The organism is Exiguobacterium sp. s5, from assembly GCF_018618075.1.
Classification (GTDB): domain Bacteria; phylum Bacillota; class Bacilli; order Exiguobacteriales; family Exiguobacteriaceae; genus Exiguobacterium; species Exiguobacterium mexicanum_A.
This window is the reverse complement of sequence record NZ_JACSLK010000003.1, coordinates 161,241-177,950: the sequence shown is the minus strand read 5'-3', so window position 1 is coordinate 177,950 and position 16,710 is coordinate 161,241. Positions and strand designations below refer to the sequence as shown.

Sequence of the window (16,710 nt, the reverse complement as noted above, 5' to 3'; positions counted from 1 at the left end):
TGACAGAATGGGATTACAGTTCATGGACATTTTTAAGGAGTGGGCGTCGGAATATGACGCAGCCGTGACCGGACACGACGAACAATATCGCGAAGTATTCGCGGGGTACGAGACGATGCTCGGCGAGGTCGTCGACCAGTTAGAAGGCCGGGTCATGGAGTTCGGGATTGGGACGGGGAACTTAAGCGCAAGAATTCTAGAGAGGCACGACCTCATCCCTGTCGAACCGTCGCCAGAGATGCGGGCCGTCGCGGCTGAGAAGTTACAGCTCGATATCATTGACGGTGATTTTCTCAACTATCCGACTGACAAATCCGTCGATACGATCGTGTCGTCGTATGCGTTCCATCATTTGACGGATGACGAGAAACGGACGGCGATTCGAAGTTACGTCGAACATCTCGACGCCCCGCGCTTCGTCTTGCTTGATACGATGTTCGCCTCGCAAACAGCGAAACGGGGCATCTTGGACTGGGCCGAAGCGAACGGCTATACCGATTTACTCGAGGATTTGAATCGAGAGTTTTATCCGTATACCCAGACGATTCAAGCGATGCTCGAAGCAAACGGCTATACGGTTACGCTCACGCAAAAAAATAAATTCGTCTGGCTCGTCGTGGCCACGAAACAATCAGGAGGAACTCAATCATGAAAAGTTATAAAGTCGAGAGCTTCAATTTAGACCATACAAAAGTACAAGCGCCTTACGTCCGTTTAGCCGGAGTGAAGAAAGGGACGGCCGATACGATTTATAAATATGACATCCGCTTCATTCAACCGAACGAAGGGCTCATGCCAATGCGGGCCGTCCACTCGCTCGAGCATTTGATCGCCGAGAACAGCCGCAGCCATTCGAATCAAATCATCGACGTCTCGCCGATGGGTTGCCAGACAGGCTTCTATTGGACGATGTTGAACGATGGGGATTACGAAGCGATGCTCGACCTCGTCGAAGCGACACTCCGCGACGCAGCAAATGCGACGGAGTTGCCGGCACAAAACCCAATTCAATGCGGGAGCGCGAACCATCACGATTTCGAAGGCGCGAAGAAGCTCGCGGCCGATATGCTTGCCAAGCGTGACGAGTGGCACATCATCTTCAAGGACGAAGCGTAAATGATTGTCCAAAGCGTCTATGAATTGATTGGTGAGACGCCTCTGCTTGAGTTACGGACGTTGCCGGTACCTGCGGGCGTCAAAGTATACGGCAAGCTCGAGATGATGAATCCGGGCGGTAGCGTCAAGGACCGGCTCGGTCTGCAATTGATTGAACGGGCGCTTGAACGTGGACAACTTGAACGCGGGGGAACGGTCGTCGAACCGACGGCCGGGAACACCGGAATCGGGCTCGCGCTCGCCTGTCAACGACACGGCATCAAGTTGATGACCGTCACCCCGGAGAAGTTCAGTCAAGAGAAGCAGGCGCTCATGACGCTTCTCGGGGCGACCGTCGTCAACACGCCGACCGAACTTGGGATGAAAGGCGCCATCGCGCGGGCGAAAGAGCTCGCCATCGAACATGACGCCTATGTGCCGGAACAGTTCTCGAACCCGGATAACCCGGACGCGTACGTCGACACGCTCGCACTCGAGCTTCAGGCCGACCTTCCCCACATCGATGTGTTCGTCGCCGGGGCCGGCTCAGGCGGCACGTTCACCGGTGTCGCGAGCAAGTTGCGGCCGAACGGGACGAAGGCGATCGTCGTCGAGCCGGAAGGGTCGATTTTGAACGGGGGAGCTCCTGGCCCCCATAAGACAGAAGGAATTGGGGTCGAGGCGTGGCCGGCATTCTTGCCGCACGACCTCGTCGACGGGATTTACACGATTACGGACGAAGAGGCGTTCTATTATGTCGCTCATCTCGCTAAACAAGAAGGCTTGCTCGTCGGAAGTTCATCCGGAGCGGCCATCGCGGCATGTGTTCAAGAAGCAGCGAAGATGACGGAAGGTGTCATCGTCACGATTTTACCGGACAGTGTCGAACGGTATTTAAGTCAAGGAATAGTCAAGGAGGCAGAATATGCGTACAAAAACAGCACTCATTCATGGCGGTAAAACGACGGATCCCCTGACAGGAGCCGTCACACCACCGATTTATCAGACGAGCACATACAAGCAAGACGGCATCGGCAATCTCCGGGACGGATATGAGTATTCGCGGACGGCCAACCCGACGCGGACGGCACTCGAGACGCTCATCGCCGATATCGAGGGCGGTGCCCGCGGATTCGCGTTCGGCTCTGGGATGGCAGCCATCTCGACGATTTTAATGTTAATGAAATCAGGGGACCACGTCATCGTCGGTTCTGACGTATATGGGGGAACGTACCGTGTATTCAATCGAGTATTTCAATCACTTGGCTTGGAGGCATCTTTTGTCGATACGGCCGATACGCAAGCGGTCCGTGAAGCGCTCCAACCGAACACAAAAATGATTTACGTCGAGACACCGACGAACCCGCTGTTGAACGTGACCGACATGCGCCTGATTCGCGCCATCGCTGACGAGGCGGACGTCTTGTTCGTCGTCGACAACACGTTCATGACCCCGTACTTCCAAAATCCGATCGAATTCGGGGCCGATTATGTGCTTCATAGCGCCACGAAATATTTGGGTGGCCACAGCGACGTCGTCGCCGGTCTCGTCGTCGCTCGGACGGAAGAACTCGGAGAGCGTCTCGCATTCCTTCAAAATTCAGTCGGCGCGGTACTCGGACCGCAAGACAGCTTCCTCGTCGTCCGTGGCATCAAGACGCTCGCGGTCCGCATGGAAGCGATCGAGTCAAACGCGCTCGCGCTCGTCGACTACTTGACGAAGCACGAGGCGGTGAGCCGTGTCCTACATCCGAGTGTCGGCAGCGAAGAAGCGAAGCGGGTCCACTTGTCGCAGGCACGCGGCTTCGGTGGAATGATCGCCTTCGATGTCGGTTCAGCCGATGCGGCCGAACTCGTCGTCGCGAAGACGAAATACTTCACGCTCGCCGAGAGTCTCGGCGCGGTCGAGAGCTTGATTAGCGTCCCGGCCCGGATGACCCATGCGTCAATCCCGGCGGAACGTCGTCTCGAGCTCGGCATTACGGACGGGCTCGTCCGCATCTCCGTCGGTCTCGAAGATGTACAAGATTTGATTGAAGATTTGGAGCAAGCGCTCGCGACCGTGGCGACGATTCCGAACTAACATTCATAGTGATGCGAGGTGCGCTTGCGAGCGCACCTCTTTTGTCGTGTGCATGGCGAAAGAATTCGCTTGAATGTCCTAATCGCATCGACTACACTGACGATAATTGATTACGAGAGCGGGTGAACGAAGTGAACAAAGGCGTCATGCCGACGGTCGGAGCCTACGTCATGTGGGGCGTCCTACCGATTTATTGGAAGTTTTTACAGGAGATACCGAGCGGTCAAATCTTGGCCCATCGGATCGTCTGGTCGTTTCTCTTCATCTTACTCGTCTTGAAATGGACGAAGCAGTGGACTGAGTTCAACTATGCGCTCCGGCACCGGGCGACGCGGAACGCCTTTATGTTGAACGGCTTCATCGTCAGTGCCAACTGGTTCGTGTACATATGGGCGGTCAATCACGGCTATATCATCGAGGCGTCACTCGGCTATTACATCAATCCGCTCGTGAGCATGGTGTTAGGTGTGCTTGTTTTTCGGGAATCATTAAACCGAGTCCAATGGCTCGCGGTGACCGTGGCGGCGATCGGCGTGCTCGTCTTGACGTTCGGGTATGGGTCGTTCCCTTGGATCGCCTTCATTCTGGCCAGTACGTTCGGATTTTACGGCATGGTGAAGAAACGCCGACCGCTTGCCTCGACGGTCAGTCTCGGGATTGAGACGCTCGCGGTCGTGCCGGTCGCTATCATTTTCTTAGGTTGGCAGACGTCACAGGGCGGATTGACGATGACGACCGAACCGGTCATTTGGGTCGCCTTGGTCGGGACAGGCGTGATGACGGCGTTGCCGCTTCTTTTGTTCGGGTACGGAGCACAACATATCCCGTTCACGCTTGTCGGGTTTCTTCAATTCATCGCACCGACGCTCAGTCTCGCGATCGGGGTCATCCTCTATAATGAGCCGTTCACGGGTTATCACATTTTTGCGTTCACGTGCATCTGGATTGCGATTTTCTTCTTTAGTTGGAACAGCTGGATCCAGACACGAAAACGTCGTCAACTCGTCTGAATTGAAAGCTGTTACATTTCAAGAAAACATGATAATATGTTAGATGTCAGACCTATATGTCAGACCGATACATCAGAGGAGGAATTTTACGATGGAATTAGCACGTTATATCGACCACACAGCCTTGAAGGCAGAAACAACGAAAGATCAAGTCACGAAACTTTGTGCCGAGGCGCTCGAATACAAATTCGCAAGCGTCTGTGTCAACCCGACATGGGTGAAGTACGCGGCGGAACAACTCAAATCAGATGACGACGTCAAAGTATGTACGGTCATCGGTTTCCCGCTCGGAGCCAACACGCCAGAAGTGAAAGCGTTCGAAACAAAAGACGCGATTGCCAACGGTGCAGATGAAATTGACATGGTCATCAACATCGGCGCCATGAAAGACGGCGACTTCGATCTCGTCGAACGCGACATCCGCGCTGTCGTCGAAGCGGCAAACGGGACGCTCGTCAAAGTCATCTTTGAGACGTGCCTCCTTACAAAAGAAGAAATCAAAAAAGCGGCTGAACTTTCAGTCAAAGCAGGTGCAGACTTCGTGAAAACGTCGACTGGCTTCTCAACAGGCGGCGCGACGGTAGAAGATATCCGCCTCATGCGTGAGACGGTCGGACCAGATCTCGGCGTCAAAGCTTCAGGCGGCGTACGTGATTTCGAAGGCGCACAAGCAATGATCGATGCCGGCGCGACGCGCATCGGCGCATCAGCTGGAATCGCCATCGTCACAGGCGGACGTTCAGATAGCGACTATTAATAACTAGTGGTTGACCGCACGACTTACTTTCACTATAATATGTTATGACGTGTGAAACACGTTTCCTTAGTCGTGTAATTCGGAGGGAGGGAAAACTAGTGGAAACTCGTGTCCGTAAAAACGAATCGCTTGAAGACGCTCTTCGTCGTTTCAAACGCGGTGTTTCGAAAGATGGCACTCTTGCCGAAGTTCGCAAACGTCGTCACTACGAAAAGCCAAGCGTAAAACGCAAATTGAAATCAGAAGCTGCGCGTAAGCGTAAGAAATTCTAATTTCAGTTTCATTTGTAGAGAGGGTGTTAGCTCATGAGTCTTCAAGAACGCTTGACGGACGACATGAAGCAAGCCATGCGCGCAAAACAAAAAGATCGTCTCACGACGATCCGGATGGTCAAAGCGTCGCTCCAAAATGAGGCCATCAAATTTGGTCGACAAGATCTTACTGAGGAAGAGGAACTCACGGTGCTCAACCGAGAGATGAAACAGCGCAGAGACTCCCTCCGAGAATTCGAAAGCGCTGGTCGTGAAGACCTTGCATCTAAAGTAGCTGACGAGATTGTCGTACTAGAGGCCTATATGCCTGAACAACTTTCTGAAGATGAAGTCACGGCGATCGTGAAAGCAGCTATTGCTCAAACGAATGCCACAGGCCCGTCAGATATGGGTAAGGTGATGGGCGTCGTCATGCCTCAAGTTAAAGGCAAGGCAGACGGTGGTCTTGTGAACCGCATTGTCAAACAACAATTGACGAATTAATGAAAGAGACAGGAGCTTTTGGGTCAAACCAAAAGTTTCTGTCTTTTTTTGCGTATTCTGAAACCACAAGCAAACTTGTTTCGTATACACTAGAGATAAGAGGTAGCTTGTGAACTCGGAAGGGGGTTGCAATACGATGACATTTGGTCTCGGAGTGATTCTGACGGTGTTTTTTGTCGGGATCGTCCTTCTAGGAATTGAAGTGTTCGTTGCCGGTTTTGGATTGTTTGGCGTGCTAGGGATCGGGGCGGTCGTCGCCAGTTTGATTATGGCGGGCGCCACGATCGGGCAGCTATGGTTGTCGCTCGGTTTAGCCACGGCTATCGTCGCTGGACTCGGATTTTGGGCATATCGTCGCCTGCAGTCCAATCGTTCGCTCATGTATAAAGGGTTGATTTTGACCGATTCGACGTCATCAGACAAAGGGTATCTGTCTCACGATGACCGCAAACGGTTACTCGGGAAAGTCGGGGTCACATTGACGCCGCTGCGCCCGGCGGGTACCGCTGAGATTGACGGAGAACGGATTGATGTCGTGACAGAAGGTAGCTATCTCGATTCGCAAACGAAAATTCAGGTGTATAAAGTCGATTCAGGGCGCGTTGTCGTCCGTAGCTTTATAGAGCCGAAGGAGGATGTAACAGAATGACACCAGAACTATTGACCACGTTACTCATCTCAGGTGGAGGATTGATTGCGCTCGCCGTATTCTTCACGTTCGTCCCGGTCGGGCTGTGGATCAGCTCGTTCGCCGCTGGCGTCCACGTCTCGATTTTCACATTGATCGGGATGCGACTCCGTCGCGTCGTCCCATCGAAAATCGTCAACCCGCTCATCAAAGCGGTCAAAGCCGGTATTGGCTTAAACACGAACCAGCTCGAGAGTCACTTCTTGGCTGGGGGTAACGTTGACCGTGTCGTCAACGCTTTGATTGCGGCCCACCGTGCCGATATCGAATTGTCGTTTGAACGTGCCGCAGCAATCGACCTTGCCGGCCGAAACGTGTTAGAGGCTGTTCAAATGTCCGTCAACCCGAAAGTCATCGAAACGCCGTTCATCGCCGGTGTGGCCATGGACGGGATTGAAGTGAAAGCGAAAGCCCGGATCACGGTTCGTGCCAACATCGACCGTCTTGTCGGGGGTGCCGGAGAAGAGACGATTATCGCCCGTGTCGGTGAAGGGGTCGTCTCGACGATCGGTTCGCAACACAACCATAAACACGTTTTGGAAAATCCGGATATGATTTCACGTACCGTATTGACGAAAGGTCTTGATTCAGGGACCGCGTTTGAAATCTTGTCCATCGATATCGCCGACATTGATATCGGTAAAAACATCGGAGCGGTTCTTCAGACCGACCAAGCCGAGGCTGATAAGAAAATCGCGCAAGCGAAAGCGGAAGAACGCCGCGCGATGGCGATCGCCCGTGAGCAAGAGATGAAGTCATCAGTCGAAGAGATGCGCGCGAAAGTTGTCGCGGCCGAGGCTGAAGTCCCGCTTGCGATGGCAGATGCGCTTCGCCACGGCAAGCTCGGTGTCATGGACTACGTCAACTACTTGAACGTCCAAGCCGATACAGAAATGCGTAAAGCGATCGGTCACCCAGTCGAATCTGACAAAGAGTGATCGGGATGGATGGACTTTGGGTACTACTCCTCGCCGCATTCGGGATCGCTTCGGCGGTCATGAAGCGGATGGAGAAATCATCTTCTACTGGAGAACGGCCGCCGAGTACGGATTTGAAACGCTATCTCGATACGGTCGGTGACATGATGAAAGAAGTCGAGGCGACATTTGACGAGCCACGCGATGGCAAGGAAAAACCGACGCCGCAAAAACTGCGTCGTCGTGTCGCTGCCCCGGCTGAATCAAGAGAGTCTCAGCCGCCGCGCCGGCGGGAAGAATTACCGCACGTGAGTGCGCAGTTCGAACAGACAGTCAAGATTCCGCCGATTTCGGAGGCGACCGAGTCTCGGCCGCAACCGCAACCGCGCATGTCGATGAAGCAAGTTCGGCAAGCTGTCGTTTGGAGTGAAATTTTGCAGCCGCCGGTGTCGAAACGCCGTCGCTAAGCCTGAAGCAGTGACATCGAGTCACTGCTTCTTTTTGTGGCCGAAACGGACGGTCTTTCTTTCACGAACGGCTTGATAGTGCTAAAGTAAAGAAGGAACAATCTACTGATGGGGAGGAGAAACAACCATTGATTATGACTGATAAGATACCGTTCGTCATGGAACATGCGAACGAAGCACAGGCACTCCTCGGGCCGAAAGACGAGGTCTTTCACGCTATCGAGGCAGAACTCGCGGTCGCACTCACTCCTCGTGGAGAAGAATTGATCATTCAGGCCGATACTGCTGACACACTTGAATTGACGAAAACCGTCATCAAGACGCTACAACAGCTTGTCAAAAAAGGGGCTCGCTTGAACGAGAGTGATGCCATCAGCGTGATTCAACATATCAAGGTCGGCAAAGGCGATGAACTGCTCGAGCATTATGAGCGGGTCGTCTTCACGACGAACAAAGGCAAACCGATCCGGGCGAAGACAGTCGGACAAAGCCGCTACGTTCGTGCCATTGAAAAACGCGATCTTGTCTTCGGAATCGGGCCGGCCGGGACCGGAAAGACCTATCTGGCCGTCGTTTTGGCAGCACGGGCATTGAAAGAAGGACAAGTCAAACGTATTATTTTGACGCGTCCAGCCGTCGAAGCAGGGGAAAATTTGGGTTTCTTGCCAGGCGACTTGAAAGAGAAAGTCGATCCATACTTACGTCCGCTCTATGACGCCTTGTTTGACGTCTATGGCGTCGAGCAGACGAATCGGTTGCTCGAACGTGGCACAATCGAAGTCGCCCCGCTCGCCTATATGCGAGGACGCACGCTTGAAGATGCGTTCGTCATTTTAGATGAGGCGCAGAACACGACGAAAGAGCAGATGAAAATGTTCTTGACGCGACTCGGTTTCGGGTCGAAAATGGTCGTCACCGGCGACTTGACGCAAGTGGATTTACCTAAAGGGAAGGCGTCAGGTCTTCAAGAGGCGTTACACCTGCTCGAGCGAGTCGAAGGGATTCATTTCGAACACTTCACGTCGTCCGATGTCGTTCGACATCCGCTCGTCAAGAAAATTATTAACGCTTATAGTACCGAACTCACATAACAAAAAGGGGGGGCACTGATGCAGCAAGCACGTCATTGGACGGTCGCGACAATCTCCGTCCTCTTTTTTCTCATTCTAGGCGCGATTCTCTATTTTACGGTGCGCCCATCTATTATTAGCGTCGAACCGCTCGGGATTGCCGAACAGGATATCCGCTCGCCCATCACGGTCGAGGACCGAACGGCGACGGAACGGTTGCAACAAGAAGCCGTCAATGGCGTCGGTAGTCAATTTTCGCTCCGACGCGAGTTTGCCGATCAACAAATCGCCAAAGTCGAGCAACTGTTCGCGGCGTTCGAGGAGACGGGAGAAGAGACCGAACTCTCGGATATTAAGAACCGGTTGAACTCGACCGAAGTGAATGGCTTTCTCGGTGACGATGAGTTGAATCTGTTGCTCGAGGCTAGTGAGAACACGCGTCGAACGGTCGAAGACGTCACCGTGACGGCGCTCCAAGAAGTAATGGGCAACCGCATCGAGACGAGCTCACAGTCGATTTCAGAAGCGAGAGACCGGGCCGAGACGCTCGTCGACCAATCCCCGCTCTCACTCGAGTTCCGGGCCATCGCCAACAGCCTGAGCGATCAATTGATCGTCCCGAACTACGTGTTCGACTCTGAGGCGACGCGCGAGAAAGAACAGCAGGCGCTCGACGCGGTCGAGCCGGTCATCATCCAAGAAGGACAATTGCTCGTCAATCAAGGCGAGGTCGTGACACGTGAGATTTATCGGAAGCTCGAATTGACCGGTGCGATCGACCCGAACCGTTCGTTCGCACCGCTGTTCGGGGCTTACTTACTGAGCGGACTGTTGACGACCGGATTTCTGTTCATGTTGATCCGGTCGAAGATTCAACAGTTGTTGCTTCGTCCTAAAATTTTGATTACCGTGTACGGGTTGTTACTGCTTCAACTCGGCATCTTTTTCGGGGTCGGCTATATCGGCATCGAGTTTACGACGTACGCATACGTGCTCGCACCGACGGCGTTCGTTGTCCTCTTGCTCCGTATCCTCGTCGATGAACGGGTCGCGCTCGCCTCGGCACTCATTACGATGATCGCCGGATCGATCGTGGCGAGTTTCGGGCAAAACACGAGCTTCATGACGGTCGTCTATTTTGCGACCGGTAGTTTCCTGGCTGTCTTCCTCGTCGAACCGAAGATTCAGCGGAAACGCTTATTCTTGTCAGGTGTCTTGCTCGGCATCATCAACATCATTATGGTGCTCGCGCTCTTGTTCCTTCGTAACACGGTAGTGACATGGGAGATGGTCGCGTATCTGTCAGGCTTCGCGATCACGAGTGCCCTGTTATCAATCGTGCTCACGTTCGGCTTCCTGCCGTTCCTCGAGCCGTGGTTCGGCGTCTTGTCATCGGGTCGCTTAATCGAATTGATGAGCCCGACGCACCCGCTGTTGCGGAAATTATTGATGGAGGCACCGGGTACGTATCATCACAGCATGATGGTCGCCAACCTGGCTGAATCGGCTTGTGAGGCGATCGGAGCCGACGGATTGCTCGCCCGGGTCGCTAGTTATTACCATGATCTTGGGAAGACCGAGCGGCCGCTCCACTTCATCGAGAACCAACAGAGCGGCGTCAACCCGCACGACCGGCTTACACCAGAAGAATCGGCCGACATCATCATGGCCCATCCGTATGACGGTGCTGATCTGTTGCGCCGTTACAAGCTACCGAAAGAAATCATCGATATCGCCGAGCAACATCACGGCACGTCATTGTTGAAGTTCTTTTATGTGAAAGCGAAAGAGACACGAGATGTCACTGAGTCGCGCTTCCGTTACCCGGGACCGAAACCGCAGACGCGCGAGGCGGCGGTCGTCATGATCGTCGATTCGATTGAGGCGGCGGTAAGGTCACAGAAGCAGCCGACACCAGAACGGATCCGGCAGCTTGTCAGCGCGATCATCCGTGACAAGTTGCAAGACGGACAGTTCGAAGACTGCGAGTTGACGACGAAAGAAGTATGGCGGGTCGGGGAGAGCGCGTGTGAGACGTTGACCGGCTTGTTCCATGAACGGATCGAGTACCCAGAACTGAAGAAAGAAGGCGAATTACATGCAAATCATTTCGAACGATGAGCACGGGTTGTTGACCGATGCTCAAGTCGAGCTCGTCGAATCTATTTTGATGCACGCAGCGCTCGAAGAGGACATTGAAGAACCGAGCGAACTGTCGGTCACCTTTTTGACGAACGACGAGATTCAAGCAATCAATCGGGAATGGCGCGGGAAAGATGCGCCGACCGACGTGATCAGTTTTGCTTTTGACGAGATGGGCGAAGAAGAGATGGATTTCATGCTCGATGAAGACGAGCCTCGTCTCCTTGGCGATTTACTCATCTCGGTCGAGCGTTGCCGCGAACAGGCGGCCGACTATGGCCACTCATTCGAACGAGAACTCGGATTTTTGGCCATTCATGGCTTCTTACATCTCCTCGGCTATGATCACATGACGCCTGAGGAAGAAGCGGAAATGACGGCGCGCCAAGAACAAGTGCTTGCTCACTTCGAGCTGAAACGAGGCGAAGTGTGAAACCGTTCTGGTTCGCCGTGCACGGTATCGTGCACGCAGTGCGGACCGAACGCAACATGCTGATTCATCTCGCATCGAGCCTGCTCGTCGTCGTATTTGCCTGGTGGCTCCCAACGACGAAACTCGAGAACTTGATTCTGTTCGGTTGGGTCGTACTCGTCATCGCTCTCGAGCTGATGAACACGGCGGTCGAGCGCACGGTCGACCTCGTCACGAAAGACATTAAACCGTTAGCGAAGCAAGCGAAAGACGTCGCAGCCGGATCAGTGCTCGTTGCCGCCATCGGGGCCGCCATCACGGCACTTTTCATTTTTGGCCCTTATGTAATCGACAAATTCGTTATATGATTGAACGTATTGGAAATTTAGAAAGCAGGTGCACTATGTATCAAGAAGATTTTAAATCAGGGTTTGTGTCCATCATCGGTCGTCCGAACGTCGGGAAATCGACGTTCTTGAATCGGGTCATCGGACAAAAGATTGCCATCATGTCAGACAAGCCGCAGACGACGCGCAACAAGGTCCAAGGTGTATATACGACGGATGATTCGCAAATCATCTTTATCGACACGCCAGGGATTCATAAGCCGAAACACCGTCTCGGCGATTTCATGATGAAAGTCGCGACGAACGCACTCCGTGAAGTCGACGCGATCCTCTTCATGGTCAACGTCACGGAACCGCGAGGCGCCGGCGATGAGTTCATCATCGAGAAGTTAAAAGGGCTCGATACGCCAATCATCCTCGTCATGAACAAAATCGATTTGATTCATCCGGACGAGATTCCGGCTGTCATCGAGCAGTATACGAACCAACTCGATTTCGCGGCGTACGTCCCGATCTCGGCACTTCAAGGCAATAACGTCGAACCGCTTCTTAAAGAAATCAAAAAGTTGCTCCCGGAAGGACCGATGTATTACCCGGCCGACCAAGTGACCGACCACCCGGAACGGTTCATCATCTCTGAATTGATTCGCGAGAAAGTGCTCCATAAGACGCGTGATGAAGTGCCGCACTCAATCGCGGTCGCCATTGAATCGATCAAGAAACGGGAAAACTCGGAAATGATTGATGTCGAGGCCGTGATCATGGTCGAGCGTGATTCGCAAAAAGGAATCGTCATCGGCAAAAAAGGTGCGATGCTCCGCGAAATCGGGACAGAAGCACGCCACGACATCGAGGCACTCCTCGGGACAAAAGTGTATTTGAACCTATGGGTGAAAGTACAAAAAGATTGGCGTAACAAGATGGGTCAACTCCGCGACCTCGGTTTCCGCGACGACGAGTATTAAGCCATGTTGCAAAAGGTCACGGGAATCGTCATTCGGACGGTCAATTACGGGGAATCGAACAAAGTCGTCACGTTGTTCACCGAAGAACTCGGGAAAGTCGCCGTCATGGCGCGCGGTGCGAAAAAGCCGGGCAGTCGCCTGCATGCGTCGAGCCAGCCTTTCGTCGAGGCGGTATATATTTTCCCGGCGAGCCGTGGCCTCGGTCAACTGAAGTCGTCGGATGTGATCACGTCCTATCCGGAAATCCGGAAAGACGTCGAGCGCATGGCGTACGCCATGTACTGGCTCGAGCTCGTCGACCGCACCGTCGAGGACCGGGTGCCGAACCGCCCGCTCTATCGCATCTTGAACGACGCCCTGCAGGCGCTCAATGCAGGGATGGATCCGGATGTGATCACGCACCACTTTGAACTGCGCATTTTGCACCTGCTCGGGGTCGCACCGGTCTTGACCGGGTGCATCCGTTGCAACGATGTGACCGACCCGATGTATTTTTCAGTGGCGGCCGGTGGTTTTCTTTGCTCGCGTCACCAAGAAGAAGGGTCGGCCCGCATGAGCGAACGTCTAGCGAAGCTCCTCTATTTGATGAGCCGACACGAGCTGTCCGAATTCAGTAACGTCCCGCTCACAAAAGAGACGCGGATTCTGCTCAGGCAGCTGTTCGACGCCTATATGGAATCATACAGTGGCTTGCGGCTGAAGACGAAACGTGTCCTCGATCAAATGCAGCGCCTTTACTTGAACGATGATTGACTTTTTCGACAAGATTCGATACCATAATCTACGATTAGACAAATGAAATAGCGTGCGCAATGAAGGAAACGAGTAGCTTTTACGCCATGGGTACAGCGAGTTCGGGGAGGTGGGAGCCGAACGCCAGGGGGAAGTGAATGGCAATTCCGGAGCGCCCACAATCCAAAGAGTGGCCTCATCTCGAGGCAAGTAGGGTGGAACCGCGGGTAATCCCGTCCCTATGTGCATGGCACATAGGGGCGTTTTTTGTCGTTTCAATACTTTTGGAGGTGTCACATATGAAGCACATGACCGTGCAAGAAATTATTTTGACGTTACAAAATTTCTGGGCGTCGAAAGGCTGCTTGACAATGCAAGCGTATGACGTTGAGAAAGGGGCCGGTACGATGAACCCGATGACGTTCTTACGGAGTCTCGGACCAGAGCCGTGGAACGTCTGTTACACGGAGCCATCACGTCGTCCGGCGGATGGACGGTACGGTGAAAACCCGAACCGTTTGTATCAGCATCATCAGTTCCAAGTCATCATGAAGCCGTCACCGAGCAACATCCAAGAGCTTTACTTAGAAAGTTTAGAGTTGATCGGAATCAACCCACTCGAGCACGATATCCGTTTCGTCGAAGACAACTGGGAAAACCCGACGTTCGGCGCGGCCGGTCTAGGTTGGGAAGTTTGGTTGAACGGGATGGAGATCACCCAGTTCACGTATTTCCAACAAGTCGGTGGTATCGAGTGTGACCCGATCGCCGTCGAGATCACATACGGTCTCGAACGTCTCGCGTCGTACATCCAAGAAGTCGAGAGCGTGTTTGACCTCGTCTGGACGGACGGATTCAAGTATGGGGACATCTTCTACCAGCCCGAGTATGAACACTCAAAATATACGTTCGAACTTTCAGACGTCGACATGTTGTTCACGTTGTTCGATACGTACGAAAAAGAAGCGAAGCGTGCCCTTGACGAGAACCTCGTCTTCCCGGCTTACGACTATATCCTCAAATGTTCGCATACGTTCAACCTACTCGATGCGAAAGGCGCCATCTCGGTGACGGAACGGACCGGTTTCATCCAACGTGTCCGTAACATGTCCCGTGCGTGTGCTGCCAAATTTATCGAAGAGCGGGAACGTCTCGGTTTCCCACTTTTGAACCAAGAGAAAGCAGGTGCCCTTGATGCGTGACCTTTTATTAGAAATTGGACTTGAAGAATTACCAGCGCAATACGTCCTCCGTTCGGAGAAACAATTGGCAGAGCGTGTGACCGCCTTCTTGACGGACGCCCGTGTCCAGTTCGGGACATTGACCGTCTATTCAACACCGCGCCGTCTCGCCGTTCTTGTCAAAGACGTCGAAGAGAAGCAACAAGACTTGACGGAGACGCTTCGCGGACCGGCGAAAAAGATCGCTCAAGACGCTGAAGGAAACTGGTCGAAAGCAGCCGCTGGGTTTGCCCGTGGCCGTGGTCTCTCGGTCGACGACTTGTACTTCGCTGAAGAGAAAGGTGTCGAGTACGTGTTCGCAGACCGTCACGAGTCAGGTCAGGCGACGAGCACGCTGCTTCCGGCACTCGAAGACGTCGTCCGTGGTATGACGTTCCCGAAAAACATGAAGTGGGGCACGAGCAGTCTCCGCTACATGCGTCCGATTCGTTGGCTCGTCGCGTTGTTCGGTGCCGAGCAAATCGATTTTGAAATCGAAGGCGTAAAAACAGGAAACGTGACACGTGGTCACCGCTTCTTGAGTAAAGGTGACGTCACGATCGCCGAGCCGGCCGCCTACGCCGAGACGCTCGAACGCGAATTCGTCGTCGCGTCATATGAAGACCGTAAGGCCCGCATCGAGCGTCAAATCGACGAGTTGGCTTCAGAACAAGGGTGGACGGTTCCGCTCGACGCGTCGTTGCTCGAGGAAGTGACGAACCTCATCGAATGGCCGACTGCGCTGTTCGGTGAATTCGATGCAAGCTATCTCGAACTTCCGGAAGAAGTATTGATCACGACGATGAAAGAGCACCAACGCTATTTCCCGGTCTATATCGGTGAAACGCTTAAAAACTATTTCGTGACCGTCCGTAACGGGAACGCAGACCATCTTCAAAACGTGGCCAAAGGGAACGAGAAGGTCATCCGGGCCCGCTTGGCAGACGCCGTCTTCTTCTATGAGGAAGACCAAAAGACGAAGATTGACGATCAACTCGTCCGTCTCGACCGCATCGTCTTCCATGAGAAGTTGGGCACGACGGGAGACAAGGTCCGTCGCGTAGAACAACTCGCCGGAACGCTGGCGCCATTGTTCAATGCGGATGCAGCCAAAGTCGCCCGGGCTGGAGCCATCCATAAGTTCGACCTCGTCAGCCAAATGGTGTATGAGTTCACAGAGCTCCAAGGGGTGATGGGTGAGAAGTATGCGCTCCAACAAGGTGAGGACAAAGAAGTGGCCGCGGCCATCCGTGAACACTATATGCCACGCTTTGCGGGCGACGCGTCACCATCGACGCCAACGGGTGCGGTTCTCGCACTCGCCGATAAATTGGATTCGATCGCTGCATTCTTCGGAATCGGCATGATTCCGAGCGGTTCGCAAGACCCGTTCGCGCTTCGTCGTCAAGCCCAAGGGGTCGTCCAAATTCTAGCGGATTGGAAGATTGCGCTCCCACTCGACAAATTACTTTCACAAGTTGTCGATTCGCAACTTCAGGCAGGACTTTATGATGCCGATAAAGAACAAGTCAAGGCGCAACTAAAAGACTTCTTCATGCTTCGCCTGAAGTATCGTCTCCAAGAACGGCAAGTCCGTTATGACGTCATCGACGCCGTATTGACGACAGAGCTCGCCATCAACCGGCTCGATGCCCGAGCGGACGCGGTTCAAGCCATGCTCGCAAACGATGCGAAACTACTCATTGAGCAATTGACGCGTGTCGTCAATATCGCCAAGAAAGGTGAGGCTGGAGAGGTCGATCCGGCATTGTTCGAAAACAAAGAAGAGAACGAACTCCATGTCGCCATCGAAGCGACGCTACCGGAAACGGAGCGAGCCGTCGAGGATGGGGATTATCATCAAGCGATCGCGTCATTGCGCGTATTGGAACAACCGATTAGCGCTTATTTCGAAAATACAATGGTCATGAGCGACGTTGAAGCGATTCGCGAGAACCGTCTGCGCGAGATGAAACGACTCGCCATGACGATCGAGAGCGTCGCCGACTTTAGCGCGCTCGTACTCTGACCAAACTTGAGGGGGTTGGCT

At 53.5% G+C, this 16,710-nt stretch carries 19 protein-coding genes; all 19 read left to right on the top strand.

Annotation, left to right across the window (positions count from 1 at the left end):
* Window positions 1-7: 7 nt before the first annotated feature.
* The 19 genes from KNP60_RS08255 to glyS all read left to right on the top strand — a co-directional run bounded on the left by KNP60_RS08255 (window position 8) and on the right by glyS (window position 16,689).
* Complete coding sequence (locus KNP60_RS08255; protein WP_034778130.1) at window positions 8-652, top strand: class I SAM-dependent methyltransferase; 645 nt, start codon at window positions 8-10, stop codon at window positions 650-652.
* Window positions 649-1,116, top strand: coding sequence for an S-ribosylhomocysteine lyase (locus tag KNP60_RS08250; protein WP_021065678.1), 468 nt, complete (start codon window positions 649-651; stop codon window positions 1,114-1,116). The genes KNP60_RS08255 and KNP60_RS08250 overlap by 4 nt, the downstream gene beginning before the upstream one ends.
* Complete coding sequence (locus KNP60_RS08245) at window positions 1,117-2,055, top strand: PLP-dependent cysteine synthase family protein (RefSeq protein WP_214797267.1); 939 nt, start codon at window positions 1,117-1,119, stop codon at window positions 2,053-2,055.
* The gene (locus tag KNP60_RS08240; RefSeq protein WP_214797266.1) at window positions 2,021-3,178 is read left to right on the top strand and encodes a bifunctional cystathionine gamma-lyase/homocysteine desulfhydrase; all 1,158 of its coding nucleotides are present in this window, start codon (window positions 2,021-2,023) and stop codon (window positions 3,176-3,178) included. Before KNP60_RS08245 ends, KNP60_RS08240 begins: the two co-directional genes overlap by 35 nt.
* A 122-nt stretch (window positions 3,179-3,300) precedes the next feature.
* Window positions 3,301-4,188: an EamA family transporter RarD gene (gene rarD / locus KNP60_RS08235; protein ID WP_214797265.1), complete on the top strand. Its 888-nt coding sequence runs from the start codon at window positions 3,301-3,303 to the stop codon at window positions 4,186-4,188.
* A gap of 91 nt (window positions 4,189-4,279) precedes the next feature.
* The gene (deoC, locus tag KNP60_RS08230; RefSeq protein ID WP_029595219.1) at window positions 4,280-4,945 is read left to right on the top strand and encodes a deoxyribose-phosphate aldolase; all 666 of its coding nucleotides are present in this window, start codon (window positions 4,280-4,282) and stop codon (window positions 4,943-4,945) included.
* A gap of 77 nt (window positions 4,946-5,022) precedes the next feature.
* On the top strand, window positions 5,023-5,217 hold the full coding sequence (gene rpsU / locus KNP60_RS08225; RefSeq protein WP_029334745.1) for a 30S ribosomal protein S21: 195 nt from the start codon (window positions 5,023-5,025) through the stop codon (window positions 5,215-5,217).
* A gap of 33 nt (window positions 5,218-5,250) precedes the next feature.
* Window positions 5,251-5,700 carry a GatB/YqeY domain-containing protein gene (locus KNP60_RS08220; protein WP_021065683.1) on the top strand — a complete coding sequence of 150 codons (450 nt, stop codon included), beginning with the start codon at window positions 5,251-5,253 and terminating at the stop codon, window positions 5,698-5,700.
* Between the two features lie 136 nt (window positions 5,701-5,836).
* Window positions 5,837-6,349 (top strand): NfeD family protein, encoded by a 513-nt coding sequence (locus KNP60_RS08215; protein ID WP_034778122.1) that lies wholly within the window; start codon window positions 5,837-5,839, stop codon window positions 6,347-6,349.
* Window positions 6,346-7,326: a flotillin-like protein FloA gene (floA, locus tag KNP60_RS08210; RefSeq protein WP_034778121.1), complete on the top strand. Its 981-nt coding sequence runs from the start codon at window positions 6,346-6,348 to the stop codon at window positions 7,324-7,326. The genes KNP60_RS08215 and floA overlap by 4 nt, the downstream gene beginning before the upstream one ends.
* 5 nt (window positions 7,327-7,331) lie before the next feature.
* The gene (locus KNP60_RS08205; protein ID WP_214706245.1) at window positions 7,332-7,772 is read left to right on the top strand and encodes a hypothetical protein; all 441 of its coding nucleotides are present in this window, start codon (window positions 7,332-7,334) and stop codon (window positions 7,770-7,772) included.
* Window positions 7,773-7,906: 134 nt separating this feature from the next.
* Window positions 7,907-8,863: a PhoH family protein gene (locus KNP60_RS08200; RefSeq protein WP_034779973.1), complete on the top strand. Its 957-nt coding sequence runs from the start codon at window positions 7,907-7,909 to the stop codon at window positions 8,861-8,863.
* Between the two features lie 18 nt (window positions 8,864-8,881).
* The gene (locus KNP60_RS08195) at window positions 8,882-10,963 is read left to right on the top strand and encodes an HD family phosphohydrolase (RefSeq protein WP_034778117.1); all 2,082 of its coding nucleotides are present in this window, start codon (window positions 8,882-8,884) and stop codon (window positions 10,961-10,963) included.
* Complete coding sequence (gene ybeY, locus KNP60_RS08190) at window positions 10,941-11,417, top strand: rRNA maturation RNase YbeY (protein WP_034778115.1); 477 nt, start codon at window positions 10,941-10,943, stop codon at window positions 11,415-11,417. The genes KNP60_RS08195 and ybeY overlap by 23 nt, the downstream gene beginning before the upstream one ends.
* On the top strand, window positions 11,414-11,764 hold the full coding sequence (locus KNP60_RS08185; protein ID WP_034778113.1) for a diacylglycerol kinase family protein: 351 nt from the start codon (window positions 11,414-11,416) through the stop codon (window positions 11,762-11,764). The genes ybeY and KNP60_RS08185 overlap by 4 nt, the downstream gene beginning before the upstream one ends.
* Before the next feature lie 35 nt (window positions 11,765-11,799).
* Window positions 11,800-12,708 carry a GTPase Era gene (gene era, locus KNP60_RS08180; RefSeq protein WP_029595225.1) on the top strand — a complete coding sequence of 303 codons (909 nt, stop codon included), beginning with the start codon at window positions 11,800-11,802 and terminating at the stop codon, window positions 12,706-12,708.
* A 3-nt stretch (window positions 12,709-12,711) separates the two neighbouring features.
* Window positions 12,712-13,461, top strand: a complete 750-nt coding sequence (gene recO / locus KNP60_RS08175) for a DNA repair protein RecO (protein ID WP_034778111.1) — start codon at window positions 12,712-12,714, stop codon at window positions 13,459-13,461.
* Between the two features lie 287 nt (window positions 13,462-13,748).
* Window positions 13,749-14,642, top strand: a complete 894-nt coding sequence (glyQ, locus tag KNP60_RS08170) for a glycine--tRNA ligase subunit alpha (protein ID WP_371743415.1) — start codon at window positions 13,749-13,751, stop codon at window positions 14,640-14,642.
* Window positions 14,635-16,689 (top strand): glycine--tRNA ligase subunit beta, encoded by a 2,055-nt coding sequence (glyS, locus tag KNP60_RS08165; protein ID WP_214797264.1) that lies wholly within the window; start codon window positions 14,635-14,637, stop codon window positions 16,687-16,689. Before glyQ ends, glyS begins: the two co-directional genes overlap by 8 nt.
* The last annotated feature ends 21 nt before the right edge of the window (window positions 16,690-16,710 follow it).